This window comes from Myxococcus sp. CA033 (genome assembly GCF_013336625.1).
GTDB lineage: Bacteria > Myxococcota > Myxococcia > Myxococcales > Myxococcaceae > Myxococcus > Myxococcus llanfairpwllgwyngyllgogerychwyrndrobwllllantysiliogogogochensis.
Genome location: NZ_JABUMU010000004.1, coordinates 141,236 through 155,247 on the forward strand (window position 1 = coordinate 141,236; position 14,012 = coordinate 155,247).

Consider the following 14,012-nt stretch of genomic DNA (forward strand, 5'->3'; position numbering starts at 1 on the left):
TCTTTCTCGTGCTCGTTATCCCGGCGTCGGGTGCCACCCCGCTGGGCCAGGAGCTGGCCGGACGGTGCCGCGCCTGGGCCGCGGATGCGCGCAACCCCTGGGCGCTCGCGCACGGCGTCGTGCTGGAGGGCCAGGCCTTCCGCGCGAGTGACGGCCGGCTCGCCTCCGACGTGATGGTGTCCGACTTCCTACGCCGGACTCCCGCGTCCGAAGACAGTCCCTCGAAGCAGGCGGACCTCTTCTTCGAGTCCTCCACTCCCGACGGAACTCCCGTCGAACCCCACCCTGCCCTCCTCGTGAAGACGTTGCTGGCCGCTGGCCAGCCGCTGTCCCAGCGCTTCACGACGGCATGGGGCACGGTGACGCTGCGCGAGGTGGTGGAAGACGTGAAGCGCGACTTCCGTATGGAACAGGTGGCCTCGCCCGAGAGCGCCTGGAAGCTCGAGGTCCTCTCGCTGAGCGCTCGTCCTGGCGACACGTTCCGCGACGGCACGGGACGCAAGGTGAGCGTGGATGCGGTGATGGAGCGCGCGCTCGCCACGCTGGAAGCGGAGCAGGCCGCGCTCGCCTCGGGCATGAAGGCCGGGCGACCCGAAGTGCCCAAGCGAGGTCAGGGCATCTACGCGCATCCGTGCGGTGGGTTGCATTACTTCCAGGCCGTGGCGGGCTGGGCACGACATCCATCCGTGCGTGCGACGTGGAGGCCACGGCTGGCGGCACAGGTGGAGGTGTTGCTGTACCGGCTGGACTCGGAGACTCGGCAGTACGAGACGGCCTGGGCTTCGGCGCCCACGCAACGCGAGCAGGTGCTGGCGCAGATGCTGAAGTTTCAGGGGCACTTGCTGGAGACGCTCGGACGCTTCCGCGATGACATCGGCTGGCGCCCCACGGCACGCCAACAAGACACCGTGGAGCGCGCGCGCAGGTATCTGGAGAACACGGTGCGCAGGATGGACGAGACGGGCCTGCTCGCGGCCCCCGCGTCCGTGGCCACGCGGAATCGACAGCTCGCGCTGGACCTGGTGGGCGACACCTGCCACGCGGCGCGGGGCGAAGCGCTCTGGAGCCGCCCTTCCGCCAGACGAACTCCGTAGCCAGCGCGAGGCGTCCGCCGCGTCACACGCCCAGGCGCGCCATCTCGTCCTCCGTGAAGCCCGCTTCCGCGAGCACCTCGCGAGAGTGCTGGCCCAACGCGGGAGGCTCGCGCAGCGGCGTTGGCCCCATGCGCAGCGGCGTCAGCAGATGCGTCACCTTGCGGCCCAGTCGAGCATCCTCCGCCTCGACAAAGAGGCCGCGAGCACGAAGCTGCGCATCGGCCAGCACCTCGTCCCCTTCCGCCACCGGCTCCACGCACAGGTCCGAGCCCGCGAACTTCTCCGCCCAGTACGCCAGCGGCTGCTCCGCGAACAAGCGCGTCAGCTCCGCCTTCACCCGCGCCCCGTCCTCGCCCGGCGTGTACGCGTCGTCGAGCAACTCCGGGCGCCCCAGCCGCTGACACACTCCCGCGAAGAACTTGGGCTCCAGCGCCCCCACGGCCAGCCACCGGTCATCCGCCGTGCGGTACAGGCCGTAGCACGCGTACCCGCCATTGAGCGCCTCGCGGCCGCGCTCGAGCGGCGCGCCCTGCTCGCCCATGAAGAGCCGGGCCGCCAGGTGCATGTGCAGAAAGGCGGTGGCCCCATCCGTCATGGACACGTCAACGAAGCGGCCCTTCCCCGTGCGCTCGCGTTCGTGCAGCGCCGCCAGGATGCCCACCAGCGCGAAGAGACTCCCACCGCCGATGTCCCCCATCTGCACGCCGGGAAAAGCCGGTGCCCCACCCGCCTCACCGCCGTAACCCAGCAGGCCCGCGCGGGCCACGTAGTTCAAATCGTGCCCCGCCTTGAGCCGGTCCGGCCCCGTCTGCCCATAGCCGGAGATGGCGCAGTAGATGAGCCGGGGGTTCTCCGCCCGCAGCACCGACTCGCCCACGCCCAGCTTGTCCATGACACCCGGCCGGAAGCTCTCCACCAACACGTCATGCGTGCGCGCCAGCCGCTTGAGCGCGTCACGCCCCTCGGGCGTCTTGAGGTTCAGGGTGAGCGACCGCTTGTTCCGATTGAGGCCGTAGAACAGCGCCCCCACATCATCGCGCGACGGCGGCATCGCCCGGACATAGTCGCCGCCCTCCGGCTCCTCCACCTTCACCACCGTGGCGCCCAGGTCCGCGAGCACCAACGTGGCATAGGGGCCGGGCAACAGGCGCGACAGGTCCAGCACGCGCAGACCCGTGAGTGGCAGCGAAGACATGGCGGTTCTCCAGGAGTCGAACGAGACGAGAGGGGCCTGAAACGACGTGCGGCGCGCCCCCGGAGTGGGAACGCGCCGCGCGGGTCGGAGCGAAGGTCGGCACCAGGGCCCACCCTCACGCTCCGAGGGAACTACGACAGCAGCTTCGCGAGCTTCATCGCGAGGCCCATGTCCATGGGCTTGAACTTCAGCTTGCCCTGCATGGCCGCCATCTGGGCGTTGAGCTTCTTCTCGCGGATCTTCACGAAGTCCTCGTTGCTCACCAGGATGGTCATCTTGGACGCGCCCTCGATGCCCGGGGAGACCCAGCCCTCGGCCTTGGTCAGGTCCAGCGTCCACTTCCCGCCGCCCTCGCCGGAGATGTCGAAGTGGATGATGGCGTTGATGTCCTTCGCCAGCTCCGGCTTCGCCTGGAGAACTTCCGGAATCTGGGTCTCGATGATGTCCTTCGCGGTCATGACGCGCTCCTTGGCCTGGTCGTTGATTGAAGAATCAAGACGGGTGGAGGGGACCGTAATGGCGCCCCCCTGACAGGTCAAGCAGCGCGACGCGCGGTGTTCATCACGCGCTGGTGCTGCTCGCGGTGGACGGGTTCAGCGAGCGGCGCACCATGTCCAGCAAGTCGTTCAGCTCGAAGGGCTTGGCCAGGTGACCCACGGCGCCAATGTCCTGGGCCTTGCTGCCCACGTTGCGGTCCGCGCTGAGGACGATGAGCGGGATACCCGCCACGGCGGGCGGCTTCTGTCGCATGCGTTGGGCGAACTCCCAGCCATCCATCACCGGCATCATCAAGTCCAACAAGATGAGGTGGGGAGGCTCCGGCTCGAGGCGCTCCAGCGCCTCCTTCCCGTTGCGGGCACGACGAATGACGAAGCCTTCGGCCTCCAGAATCTCGGAGAGGGCTTCGAGGATATCCGGGTCGTCATCCACGACGAGGACGACGGGAGCACCATCAGGCTGTGTGTTAGGCGGAGTCAGGGCAGTCTCCCTCGGTGCGACGCTGGGGATTCTTCCACCATCCTCCCATCCAGCGGCGCAAGAAAGTGCGCTCCCCGCACACGATGGGGATGCACGTTGCAAAACCGACAGTGCCGCCCCACCCTTTCCGTGACCTGCTGGACAGGAGGTGGAAAACGTGAGGAGCCCTGGGGAGATGGGAGCTGGCAGCACGGCGGAAGCGCCTGGCCTCGTCCTCGTCCCCACGCAGGGGCCCCCTCGCCTGCTGGGCGGGTTGCTGCTCGAGCATCTGGGCCTCCAGGAGCTGCCCCCGGGCGCCACCTCCGTGGAGGCGCTCCTGGGCGCGGCGGGCTTCCAGCGTCGCGCGGGAGACATGCGCGTGTGGGAGCGGGGAGATGAGGTGGTCCTCGCCGGAGAAGAGCCCCTGGGCGACGGAGGGCGGCTCCTGTGGACCTTCCCGGTGGGCTGGAACGAGTCGGATGCGCGCCGCAGGGTGCGCTACCTGGGCATGGCCTCGCATGACCTGCGCGGCTCCCTGGCCAACATCCGCTCCTATGCCGCGCTGCTGCTCAATGGCCGCGTCCCGCTGGAGCCCAAGGTGCAACGCGGGCTGGAGACCATCCTGCGCAACGCGGACCGCTCGCTGTCCTTCTCGCAGGACTTCTTCGACTCGAGCAGGGCCGACCTGGGCTCGCTCGCCTGCGAGCCGGAGCGCCAGTCGCTCATCCCCCTGCTGGACGCGGCCGTGGAGCGCCAGCGCGCGGCGGCCACCGCCGCGAATGTGGCGCTCGTACTGGACCTGGATCCCCGCGTGGCTCCGCCCGACGTCGCCGTGGACGGAGCCCGAATCCAGCACGCCGTGGAGGCCTTCATCCTGTACCAGCTCTCCCGCTCCCAGCCCGGCGAGGTCATCTACCTGAGGGTGCACCCGGGTGCCCCGAGGGTGCGGGTGGAGGTGCGACGGGAGGGTGTCCCCCTGTCCGACGAAGACGCCTCCGTCGTGTTCCGGCGTGAGGAGCGGGCCTTTCGCGAGAAGAAGCTGGAGGACCCGCTGCGCATCTACCTGGCCCGCCAGGAGGTGGAGGCGCACGGCGGAAGCGTCGGCGTGGAGACGGATGCGTCCGGTAGCTCCCTCTTCATCACCCTCACCGCGCTTCCGGGGGCCATGCTCGGCACTCCAGCGGCCCTCCAGGCATGAGGCCTCCGCTCTTGCTGGCGGTCCACGGCGCCCCCCGCTATGCTCCGGCCGATTTCGCGAAGGAGCCGTGATGCTGGGGCTGAAGCCGATGGAACTTCTTCTCATCCTGTTTGTGCTGCTGCTCCTCTTCGGGGCCACGCGGCTGCCGCAGCTCGGCTCGTCCCTGGGCAGCGCGATTCGCAACTTCAAGCGCGGCTTTGGCGGTGAAGAAGAGACGGGTACGCCGGGCGCCGACAAGAAGGGCACCGGCACGCTCGCCGGCGGCGGCAACGTGGACAAGGACGTGAAGTCCACCACGCCCAGCAGCCACGCGTAATCCGCTCCGGGCACTCCCGGAAAGCACGACGCCCGCTCCACCCCGTCTTCCGGGGCCGAGCGGGCGTTGACGTTTCAACCACCTGGCCTGTCCGTCCCCTGTCCCAACGGGGCGGCACGCCCCCAGTCGATAGCACTGGGGGCGAGCGGCCGAATGCTCAGTCGATGACGGCCACGTTGTCGTACATGGCGTCGATCTGCGCCTTGTACTTCGTGCTGCAGACCTTGCGCTTGACCTTCAGGGTGGGCGTCAGCTCGCCGGACTCCTGGGTGAAGTCCGCGGGCATCACCGTGAAGCGCTTGATGGTGGCGTACGGCGGTGAATCCGCGTTCATCTTGTCCAGCACCGCCTTCACGGCGGCGTGGATCTCCGGCCGCTTCGCGTTGTCCGCGTAGCTGCCCACCGGGGCGCCCTTCTCCTCGAGCAGCTTGCGCGCGGAGTCTTCCGCCACGGTGATGAGCGCCACGAGGTACGGGCGCTTGTCGCCGTACACCATGGCCTGGCTCAGCAGCGGGAACGTCTTCAGCGTGTTCTCGATGTTCTGAGGCGCCACGTTCTTGCCGCCCGCCGTGACGATGATGTCCTTCTTGCGGTCGGTGATGCGCAGGTAGCCGTCGGCATCCAGCTCGCCGATGTCACCGGTGTGGAACCAGCCGTCCTTCTCCAGCACCTCGGCCGTGGCCGTGTCGTTCTTGTAGTAGCCCTTCATGATGCAGGGGCCACGCACAAGCACCTCGCCGTCCGCGGCGATCTTCGCCTCGGTGCCCGGCAGCGCGGGACCGACGGTGCCAATCTTGATCTTGTTCGGACGGTTGGCGTTGGTGGGAGCCGCCGTCTCCGTCAGGCCGTAGCCCTCCACGACCTTGAAGCCCAGCAGGTCGAAGAAGTAGCCAATCTTGCGCGACAGCGGCGCGCCACCGGAGACGAACAGGCGCATGTTGCCGCCCAGCTTCTCGTCCAGCGTGGCCCGCACCTTGGTGAACACCAGCTTCTTCGCCAGCGTGAAGCCGAGCGTGTCGTACGGCCGGCCCTGCTGCATCGCATCGACGTACTCGTCGAAGAGCTTGAAGGCCCAGCGCGTCAGCCGGCCCTTGAGGCCCGGAGCCGACGTGCCGTTGGACACCACCGTGTTGTAGACCTTCTCGAAGACGCGGGGCACCGACGGCAGCACCGTGGGACGCGTCTCCACGATGTTCGCCATCAGCTTGTCCACCGACTCCGCGATGATGAGGCGGAAGCCCATGCTCAGCCACGCCGCCTTCACCACCTGGGCGAAGACGTGCGCCAGCGGCAGGAACAGCATGACGGCGTCCGACGGCTCCATCATGCCGATGGCCTGCACCGCGTGCGCCTGGTACGTCCAGTTGCCGTGGGTGAGGATGGCGCCCTTCGGATCACCCGTGGTGCCGGAGGTGTAGATGAGGCAGTTGGTGTCCTCGGACTTCACGGACGCCACCCGCTCCTCGAAGGCGCCAGGGTTGGCCTGGTGCGCCTCGCGGCCCTGCGCCATGACCTCCGCCAGGGCGACTTCCTGGCCGCCCGCCACGGGACCGTCGAAGACGATGACCTTGGTGACGGTGGGACACTCGGCCAGCTTCTGCCGGACGCGCGTCAGCCGCCCCGCCTGCTTCGCATCCTTCTCGTCGTTGTCCACGAGGACGAACGACGTCTCCGAGTGCTTGATGACATAGCGGAACTCGTCCGGAAGGTTGGACGAGTAGATGGGCACGGTGATGGCCTGCGCCGCGGTGATGGCCAGGTCCGCGACGATCCACTGGAGGCTGGTGTTGGCGAACAGCGCCACCCGGTCTCCGGGCTTCACGCCCTGGGCCACCAGGCCCGCGGACAACGCCTTCACGTCGTCCAGCACCTGTCCGAACGTCACGTCCTGCCAGCGGCCGTCCTTCTTGTGCGTCACACCCGCCTTGGAGGCGTTCTGCGCGCGCTGGATCAGCAACTGGACCAGGTTTCCCTCTTGCGCTCCGGCCGCCGAAGCCGAAGGTGCTACCTGATTCTCTGCTCTCACTTGAGCTCCTCCTCGATGTCGGCTTCGACCTTCTTCGCCCACTCCTGGATGCGCTGACCCTCCGGAGGGTCATACGCGACGCTTCCCTGCTTCACCTTCTGGATGGCGTCACGCGCCTCCTTGGCCTTGTCGTCCTTGAGGAGCGTCTCGGCGAGGAAGTAATGCGCGCGCAGCATCTCCGGGTGTTTCTTGATGGCCTTCTCGTAATACTCCGCCGACTTCTTCAGATCCCGCTTCGGCCAGGGCAGCTCGTAGAAGTAGCGACCCTTCACGAGGAGCGGCGCGCTCCAGTTGAAGGTCGGATCAATCTTGACGGCCGTGTCCACGCGCTCGTTGAACTTGCCCTCCAGCCCCTCACCCAGCGCCTTCATGACGCCTACTGCTTGAGAGTAGGCGCCGATACCCGTCGCCGCGTAGTAGTGGCCCTCCACGCGGGCGGGGGCCAGCTTGATGGCCTTCTCGGAGACGTCCCACGTCTGCCGCCCGAGCACCTTCTTGAGCTTCTCGTTGCCCGCCCCGTCCGCCTGCCACTGGAGGAGCCGGGCCTGACGCCACACCAGCTCGAAGTCGTCCGGCGTCGCCGTCAACGCCTTCTTGAGCTCCGCCTCCAGCTCCTTCACCGCCGCGGCGTCCGCGCGACTGGCGTGCAGAGCATCCAGGCGGGCCCACACCTCGGCGTCGGCCGCCCGTGCCGAACCGGCAACGAGCAGGCACAAGGCAAGTAAAATCAGGCGCATGGGCGGTGGGCTTAGCACGCACGCTCGGCCGCACGCAAACCACGCAGGCAGCCTTTCCGGCAAAAAACAAGAGCGGGGCCGGCAAGGGTGGAAGACCCCGCCAGTCCCGCTCAGTCCGCGTATCTCCCCAGGTGGGGAGAAGGTCGGCTCAGGCCGCGTCGGCGGCGGCCTGCTCCTCGTTCTCGTTGAAGGCGGACAGGTAGCGCTCCAGGAACGTCTTCGTCTTGAGCTCCACCTGGCGCACGCGCTCGCGCGATACGCCCCACCGCTGTCCCAGTTCCTCCAGCGTCAGCGGCTTGTCCTGCGTCAGCCGCTCCGTGAGGATGTCCCAGCCCAGGTCGCCAATGCGCTTGCGGACCTTGGTGAGCGCGTCGTGGATTTCGGTGTCCTGCTCATTCGAGAGGAACACGTCCTGGGGCGACGGCCCGTTGTCCTCCAGGCGGTCCAGGAAGGTGGTCTCCCCTTCCTCGTCGATGGAGGCGTCGAGCGAGAAGTCCACCATGCTGCCCCGCTCGGCTTCTCCGCCACGGACCTGGCTGCGGTTGTCCTTCAGGTAGCGGGTGATGTAGGCGCGAATCCACCACACCGCATACGTCGCGAAGCGCACGTTCTTCTTCGGGTCGAAGTGCTCAATCGCCTTCATCAAGCCCACGTTGCCTTCCTGGATGAGGTCATCCAGGCGCGCGCCGCGATTGGCGAACTTCTTCGCCACGGCGACAACGAAGGCCAGATTGGAGGTCGCGAGCGTCTGTCGCGCGGACTCGTCGCCCTTGCGAGCACGACGTGCGAGCTCGTACTCCTGCTCGCGCGTCAGTTGGTGATGTCCCCCCAGGTGACGCAGGTATTGCGACAGGCCCTCCGCCGCAAACTTCGTCGAGTTGGCCATGATTTCCCGTCCTCCGTTCGATGCCGGACGCGCTGTCCCCGCCGACTCGCGTCCACCTGCATCTAGGACGCCCAACGAGCGAAAGGGTTTCTCATTCCATCGCCGAAAGTCGTTTCGACTGTCGACCGTCGTCCCGTGGCGGACGAGAGGCTCGCGCTTCCGCTGACTTGCAAGGTTGAGGAGCGCGGTTATCCCTCGGCGATGGTCACGCTACGGCTACTCACGTAGAACGCTTGAGCGCGGGGAAGATTTTCTGCGGATTGAGCAACCCTGATGGGTCAAAGAAGGACTTGAGCCGCCGCTGGAGGTCGAGCAGCGCGGGTCCTTGTTCGAGCGCGAGAAATTCCCGCTTCGCGAGGCCCACACCATGCTCGCCTGTGATCGTGCCGCCCAGTTCCACCGTCATCACCAACATGCGGCGCAGGGCTTCGTCCACCAGGCCACGCTGGTGCGGCCCCTCATAGAGGATGTTGGCGTGGAGGTTTCCGTCGCCCGCGTGGCCATAGGTGGCCACGGTGAGTCCCAGCTCGGCGCCCATCATTTTCAGTCGCTGGATGATTTCGGGAATTTTTGAGCGCGGGACGACGATGTCCTCCGAAATCTTGTGAGGCTTCAGCGCGCGCAGCGCCGGCGAAATGGCCCGCCGCACGGCCCACAGCTTCTCTCGCTGCCCCTCATCCCGCGCGACGAGCGTCTGGGTGGCGCCCTGCTGTGCGCAGATGTCGCCGAGCCGTGACAGTTCCTCCAACAGACCTTCTTCACCGTGGCCGTCGACCTCCGCGATGACGACCGAGCCGGCGCCCGCGGGAAACTGGAAGCCCCGGCCGTCCACGGCGCGCAGGGCCACGTCGTCGATGAGCTCCAGGCAGCGCGGGAGGATGCCCGCGGCGAGCACGGCCGAGACTCCGCGCGCGGCGTCCAGCACGGACGGAAAGACGACGAGGGCGGTCAGGACTTTTCGTGGCAGCGGAATGAGCTGCAGGGTGATTTCGGTCGCCACGCCCAAGGTGCCTTCGGAACCCACGAAGAGGCCCACGAGGTCATAACCCGCGACGCCCTTGATGGTGCGGCGGCCGACCCGCAGGACTTCTCCGTCCGGAAGCACCCACTCCAGGCCGATGACGTAGTCGCGCGTGACGCCGTACTTGAGCGCGCGAGGTCCCCCCGCGTTCTCCGCGACGTTGCCGCCCAGCGTGCAGAACTCCCAGGAGTTCGGATCCGGTGGATAGAAGAGGCCCTGCGCTTCCACGGCCTTCATCAAGTCGCCCGTCACCACGCCGGGCCCCACCACCGCCGTGAGGTCCTCCGCGGAGATGGAGTGGATGCGGTTCATCCGCTCCAGGCTCACCGCCACGCCACCATTCAGGGGCAGCGAGCCACCGCTCTTGCCACTGCGCGCGCCACAGGGCGTGAAGGGCACGCCGTGCGCCACGCAGGCCTTGAAGACGGCCGACACCTGCGCGGTGGTCTCCGGAAACACCACGACATCCGGAGGGAACACGCCGCTGTCGGACTCGTCCCGCCCGTAGGCCGCGAGCGTGTCCGCGTCGCGCCGCAGCTGCCCTTGCGCGAGGACGCTCGCCAGGGCTGCACACACCCGCTCCACGCGCTCGGCATCCACGCGGTCTGTCCGCGCGGACGGGCCACTCATCGCCGAGCCCCCAGCCGGGCCCACAGCTCACGACGAAGCGAGCCATCTCGCCGCAGCTCGCCCTCGTACGCCTCCGCGTGGGTGATGGCGTCGTGTTGCTGGGCGCCTCGCATGCGCAAGCACGCCTGCTCTGCTTCGATGATGCAGGCGGTGGCGGGGCTGCCCAGCACGCGGGCCAGGGCGCTGGACACCTCGCGGGCCAGGTCTTCCTGGAGGATGAGCCGATGCGCGAAGCAGTCCACCAGCGCGGACAGCCTGCCGAAGCCGGCCATCCGCTTGCCCGGCACATACGCGACATGCACGCGGCCCGTCACCGGCAACAGATGGTGCGGACACATGGAGACGAAGCGCAGGTTCGTCACGACCACGAGCTCGCGCGACGAACCCTTCGGCGTGGGGAACGTCTTGCCCAGCACCTCCTCGGGCGTCTTGGCGTAGCCATCCAGGAACTCACGGCTCCAGGCGTCAGCCACGCGCTGCGGAGTGTCCACCAGGTTCGCATCCCCCAGGGGCAGTCCGGCGGCGTGCAGGAAGGCCTCCACCGCGCGAGCCATGGCGGCGGGGTCCGGCAGGCTGACCAGGGGACTCGGGACGGGGGCCTTGCGAGTGCGAGCTTTGGACGAAGTCACGGGGGAAGGGGCTCCTACAAGGGGCGTTCAGGGAAAGCCGACGCTATCCGATGCCGCGATGAGGATCTCGTCACCTCGCACACGGACTTCGTAGATGCGGACGCTCGCGTCGGGACGCCAGGGGCAGCGCCCCGTCCGCACATCGAAGGGCCAGGCATGCAGCGGACAATGCAGCAGGTGGCCGTCCAGGTCCCCCTCGGCCAGCGAGCCGCCGCGATGGGGACAGGTGTCGGCCAGCGCATGCAGCCGCCCGTCCACACGGACGAGCGCCACCCGGGTGTCTCCCACCTGGACCACGGCGCGACCCCGTGCGTCCAACGCGGTGAGCCGAGCCACCGGAATGTATCGTCCGTCCGGTTGTCCTTCGTCCATACAGGTGTCTCCAACGCCCCGCGAGCCGTCGTCCATCCCGGTGAATGCGGTGACAGAGGTGTACGTCCCACCGCCGTGCTAGCCTGCCTTGACTCGCCCTGGTGCCGTCAGTAGAGCACCTGTGCCTCCTTCATTCCGATGATCCAGCGCGCCCATACCTTCGCCCGTGGCATCGCGACGTTGCTCGTCGCGCTGTGGGCGTTGCAGCCGCTGGGGGCCCTGCTCCACGTCCGGGACGAGCACGCCCACCGCTTCTGCCCCGAGCACCAGACCTTCGAGGAGACCGCCCGGGGCACGGGCTCGATTCAGGCTCGGCTGGCTCCCGAGAAGCTGGCGCAGTTGTCCGCCCTCCCCTCGTCGAACACCGACTCGACGCGGCTGACCCATGAGGCCTGCCCGCTCCTGACGTCGGGCTCGCGCGACGAGCTGTTCTTCTCCTCGCCGTCCTCCTGGGCCCTGGCCCGGCTCGCGGTCAGTCGTCCCGCCACCGCGCCACCCCACGTCTCTCCCCCGCTCTCCGTCCTCGACACCGCGCCCAAGTCCTCACCACCCGCGCACGCCTGAGACGCGTCCAGCAGGAGTGGTCAGGTCATGGAGTGGGGCGTGTGCGCACGCGCGCGTCCAGTTTCGAGGAGCATTCCCGGTGTCATCCGTCTCACGTCGTCCGCACGGCGCGTTCATCGCCGTGTCCATCGCAGCCCTGTTGTCCACGGCCACCGCCGCGGCCCAGGAAAACCAACCCCCTCTTTCTCCCGATGCGGGTGTTCCCGAGCCCGACGCGGGAACACCCGATGAAGTCCCCGCGGGCCTCACGCCCGAGGAGATGGCCGAAATCGAGAAGGCCTTCGGTGGCGACACCCAGCAAGGTGTTCCCGCCGGCACGTCCTCCGCGCCGGACCCCACGCCCGGAGGCGGCCTGCCGCTGTCGATTCCCGGAGGGACGAGCGGCACCAACTTCCTGGACATGAGCTTCATCCTGGATCTCGCCGCGGCGGCCTTCACGTCCAAGGAGCCGCTCCAGGGCGGCGCGCATGACCCCACGCGCAACGGCTTCAACCTCCAGCAGCTGGAGCTGTCCATCGGCTCGGTGGTGGACCCGTACTTCCGCTTCGACGCGAACATCGTCTACAGCCAGTTCGGCGTCGAAATCGAAGAGGCCTACGGCACCACGCTGGCCCTTCCCGGCAGCCTCCAGGTGCGGGCGGGCCAGTTCCTCACGCGCTTTGGCCGCCTGAATGCCACGCACCCGCACGCGTGGGACTTCGTGGATCAACCGTTCGCCATGAGCCGCGTCTTCGGCGCGGAGGGCAACCGGGGCCTGGGCGTGGAGCTGTCCTGGCTGACGCCCCTGCCCTGGTACGTGGAGCTGACCGGCAGCCTCACCGATGCCACGGGCGAGGCCACCGCGCGCAGCTTCCTGGGCGCATCGAATGACCGCGTCCTCTCGCCGCTGGACCTCCAGGCCACGGGCGTCCTGAAGCAGTTCTTCGCGCTGTCGGACGACCTGTCCCTGCTGTGGGGACTGTCCGGCGCCACGGGCCCCAATCCCACCGGCTATCGCAACCGTACGGATGTCTTCGGCACCGACGTGTACCTGCGCTACCGCCCCATCACCGAGGCCAGCAACACGCTCGTCACCCTCCAGGTGGAGGCCCTCTACCGCCGACGCCAGGTGCCCGATGACGTGCTGACGGACATCAACACCTACGCCCAGCTCGCGTGGCGCTTCTCGCAGCGCTGGGCCGCCGCCGCGCGCTATGAGTTCGGAACACCGGCGAAGAGTGAAGGCGGCGCGGTGGCGTTGGATCCGCTGGACCCGGAGTGGACCAAGAACCGGGACCGGATCTCCGCCAACCTCACCTTCTGGCCCACCGAGTTCTCCCGCCTGCGGGTGCAGGCCGCCAGAGACCGGGCACGTTGGCGCGACGAGGCGGACTACTCCGTCTTCCTCGCGCTCGAGCTGGTGACGGGCGCCCACGGCGCTCATGCGTTCTAAACCTCTTTCACGGGAGCCCTGCCCCATGCGCCACCTTCGTTTCGTCGCGGCCCTGTGCGCCGCCCTCTGCCTCTTCGCCGCCGCGCCCGCTCGCGCGGCCCTCAATGTCGTCACCACCCTTCCGGACCTCGCCGCGCTGACCAAGGCGGTGGGCGGAGACCTGGTCCAGGTGCAGTCCATGGCGCTGGGAAGCCAGGACCCGCACCGCGTGGACGCGAAGCCCAGCCTCGCGCTCGCGCTGCGCAACGCGGACCTGCTCATCTCCGTGGGACTCGACCTGGAGATCGGCTGGTTGCCCAATCTCCAGACCGGCTCGCGCAACCCGCGCATCCAGGTGGGCAACCCCGGCTTCCTCAATGCCTCGCAGTTCGTCCGGTTGCTGGAGGTCCCCGCCACCAAGGTGGACCGCAGCGAGGGCGACGTCCACCCCGGAGGCAACCCCCACTATCTCTATGACCCGCGACAGGGCGCGGCGGTGGCTCGCGGTATCGCCGAGCGACTCGCGCAGCTCGACGCGAAGAACGCGGCGACGTACCGCGCCAACGCCGCGAAGCTGACCGCCGAGCTGGATGCCGCGCGCGTCGGCTGGGAGAAGCGCCTCGCGGGCCTTCGCGGTGCGCCCATCGTCGCGTTCCACCGGACGACGCCGTACCTCGCGGACTGGCTGGGCTTCGAGCCCATCGCGTTCCTCGAGCCCAAGCCGGGCATCCCTCCCAACCCGTCCCACGTGGCCGGCGTCCTCGTGCTGGCTCGGCAGCGCAAGGCCCGCATGGTGCTCATCGAGAGCTACTACAACGACCGGGAGGCGAAGATGGTCGCGGGCATGATTCCGGCGCCAGTCGTCGTCCTCCACGGCGGCACGGACTTCCGCTCGGGTGAGACGTACGTCCAGCACATCAACGAGCTGGTGGGCAACCTAGAGAAGGCGCTCACCCCTGGAAAGGGAGGCTGAGTC

15 protein-coding genes are annotated in these 14,012 nt (G+C 68.2%); 6 read left to right on the forward strand and 9 right to left on the reverse strand.

What is annotated here, in order from left to right:
• The first annotated feature begins 8 nt into the window (after positions 1-8).
• The gene (locus HUA78_RS13425; RefSeq protein ID WP_371745568.1) at positions 9-1,094 is read left to right on the forward strand and encodes a hypothetical protein; all 1,086 of its coding nucleotides are present in this window, start codon (positions 9-11) and stop codon (positions 1,092-1,094) included.
• 22 nt (positions 1,095-1,116) lie between these two features.
• On the opposite strand, the gene HUA78_RS13430 is transcribed toward HUA78_RS13425, so the two are convergent.
• The 3 genes from HUA78_RS13430 to HUA78_RS13440 all read right to left on the reverse strand — a co-directional run bounded on the left by HUA78_RS13430 (position 1,117) and on the right by HUA78_RS13440 (position 3,219).
• Complete coding sequence (locus HUA78_RS13430) at positions 1,117-2,289, reverse strand: CaiB/BaiF CoA-transferase family protein (protein WP_174476435.1); 1,173 nt, start codon at positions 2,287-2,289, stop codon at positions 1,117-1,119.
• A gap of 131 nt (positions 2,290-2,420) precedes the next feature.
• Positions 2,421-2,747, reverse strand: a complete 327-nt coding sequence (locus tag HUA78_RS13435; protein WP_141644934.1) for an SCP2 sterol-binding domain-containing protein — start codon at positions 2,745-2,747, stop codon at positions 2,421-2,423.
• A gap of 103 nt (positions 2,748-2,850) precedes the next feature.
• The gene (locus tag HUA78_RS13440; protein ID WP_174455191.1) at positions 2,851-3,219 is read right to left on the reverse strand and encodes a response regulator; all 369 of its coding nucleotides are present in this window, start codon (positions 3,217-3,219) and stop codon (positions 2,851-2,853) included.
• Between the two features lie 223 nt (positions 3,220-3,442).
• Here HUA78_RS13440 and HUA78_RS13445 point away from each other — a divergent pair, with 223 nt between their 5' ends.
• On the forward strand, positions 3,443-4,444 hold the full coding sequence (locus HUA78_RS13445) for a sensor histidine kinase KdpD (RefSeq protein ID WP_217440166.1): 1,002 nt from the start codon (positions 3,443-3,445) through the stop codon (positions 4,442-4,444).
• Between the two features lie 70 nt (positions 4,445-4,514).
• Positions 4,515-4,760 (forward strand): twin-arginine translocase TatA/TatE family subunit, encoded by a 246-nt coding sequence (tatA, locus tag HUA78_RS13450; protein WP_174455190.1) that lies wholly within the window; start codon positions 4,515-4,517, stop codon positions 4,758-4,760.
• 157 nt (positions 4,761-4,917) lie between these two features.
• On the opposite strand, the gene HUA78_RS13455 is transcribed toward tatA, so the two are convergent.
• From HUA78_RS13455 to HUA78_RS13480, 6 genes are all read right to left on the reverse strand, one after another.
• Entirely contained in the window at positions 4,918-6,786 is a 1,869-nt protein-coding gene (locus HUA78_RS13455; RefSeq protein WP_174455189.1) for a long-chain fatty acid--CoA ligase, read from the reverse strand.
• Entirely contained in the window at positions 6,783-7,523 is a 741-nt protein-coding gene (locus HUA78_RS13460; protein WP_174476436.1) for a tetratricopeptide repeat protein, read from the reverse strand. Before HUA78_RS13460 ends, HUA78_RS13455 begins: the two co-directional genes overlap by 4 nt.
• A 148-nt stretch (positions 7,524-7,671) precedes the next feature.
• Positions 7,672-8,409, reverse strand: coding sequence for an RNA polymerase sigma factor RpoD/SigA (locus HUA78_RS13465; RefSeq protein WP_141644938.1), 738 nt, complete (start codon positions 8,407-8,409; stop codon positions 7,672-7,674).
• A 220-nt stretch (positions 8,410-8,629) separates the two neighbouring features.
• Entirely contained in the window at positions 8,630-10,060 is a 1,431-nt protein-coding gene (locus HUA78_RS13470; RefSeq protein WP_174466016.1) for an FAD-binding oxidoreductase, read from the reverse strand.
• Positions 10,057-10,614 (reverse strand): GTP cyclohydrolase I, encoded by a 558-nt coding sequence (gene folE / locus HUA78_RS13475; protein ID WP_217440203.1) that lies wholly within the window; start codon positions 10,612-10,614, stop codon positions 10,057-10,059. The genes HUA78_RS13470 and folE overlap by 4 nt, the downstream gene beginning before the upstream one ends.
• A gap of 102 nt (positions 10,615-10,716) precedes the next feature.
• Positions 10,717-11,061 (reverse strand): Rieske 2Fe-2S domain-containing protein, encoded by a 345-nt coding sequence (locus tag HUA78_RS13480; RefSeq protein WP_174455187.1) that lies wholly within the window; start codon positions 11,059-11,061, stop codon positions 10,717-10,719.
• Between the two features lie 138 nt (positions 11,062-11,199).
• Here HUA78_RS13480 and HUA78_RS13485 point away from each other — a divergent pair, with 138 nt between their 5' ends.
• The 3 genes from HUA78_RS13485 (at position 11,200) to HUA78_RS13495 (ending at position 14,009) form a co-directional block, all read left to right on the forward strand.
• Positions 11,200-11,625 (forward strand): hypothetical protein, encoded by a 426-nt coding sequence (locus HUA78_RS13485; RefSeq protein WP_174476437.1) that lies wholly within the window; start codon positions 11,200-11,202, stop codon positions 11,623-11,625.
• 79 nt (positions 11,626-11,704) lie between these two features.
• On the forward strand, positions 11,705-13,057 hold the full coding sequence (locus tag HUA78_RS13490; RefSeq protein ID WP_174476438.1) for a zinc-regulated TonB-dependent outer membrane receptor: 1,353 nt from the start codon (positions 11,705-11,707) through the stop codon (positions 13,055-13,057).
• Positions 13,058-13,082: 25 nt separating this feature from the next.
• Positions 13,083-14,009 (forward strand): metal ABC transporter substrate-binding protein, encoded by a 927-nt coding sequence (locus HUA78_RS13495; protein WP_174476439.1) that lies wholly within the window; start codon positions 13,083-13,085, stop codon positions 14,007-14,009.
• Positions 14,010-14,012 lie beyond the last annotated feature (3 nt).

Coding starts and splice junctions, on each gene's coding strand:
- HUA78_RS13430 (WP_174476435.1), bottom strand. CDS start 2,289: ATGTCTTCGCTGCCACTCACGGGTCTGCGCGTGCTGGACCTGTCGCGC.
- HUA78_RS13435 (WP_141644934.1), bottom strand. CDS start 2,747: ATGACCGCGAAGGACATCATCGAGACCCAGATTCCGGAAGTTCTCCAG.
- HUA78_RS13445 (WP_217440166.1), top strand. CDS start 3,443: ATGGGAGCTGGCAGCACGGCGGAAGCGCCTGGCCTCGTCCTCGTCCCC.
- tatA (WP_174455190.1), top strand. CDS start 4,515: ATGCTGGGGCTGAAGCCGATGGAACTTCTTCTCATCCTGTTTGTGCTG.
- HUA78_RS13460 (WP_174476436.1), bottom strand. CDS start 7,523: ATGCGCCTGATTTTACTTGCCTTGTGCCTGCTCGTTGCCGGTTCGGCA.
- HUA78_RS13465 (WP_141644938.1), bottom strand. CDS start 8,409: ATGGCCAACTCGACGAAGTTTGCGGCGGAGGGCCTGTCGCAATACCTG.
- HUA78_RS13470 (WP_174466016.1), bottom strand. CDS start 10,060: ATGAGTGGCCCGTCCGCGCGGACAGACCGCGTGGATGCCGAGCGCGTG.
- folE (WP_217440203.1), bottom strand. CDS start 10,614: ATGGCTCGCGCGGTGGAGGCCTTCCTGCACGCCGCCGGACTGCCCCTG.
- HUA78_RS13480 (WP_174455187.1), bottom strand. CDS start 11,061: ATGGACGAAGGACAACCGGACGGACGATACATTCCGGTGGCTCGGCTC.
- HUA78_RS13485 (WP_174476437.1), top strand. CDS start 11,200: ATGATCCAGCGCGCCCATACCTTCGCCCGTGGCATCGCGACGTTGCTC.
- HUA78_RS13495 (WP_174476439.1), top strand. CDS start 13,083: ATGCGCCACCTTCGTTTCGTCGCGGCCCTGTGCGCCGCCCTCTGCCTC.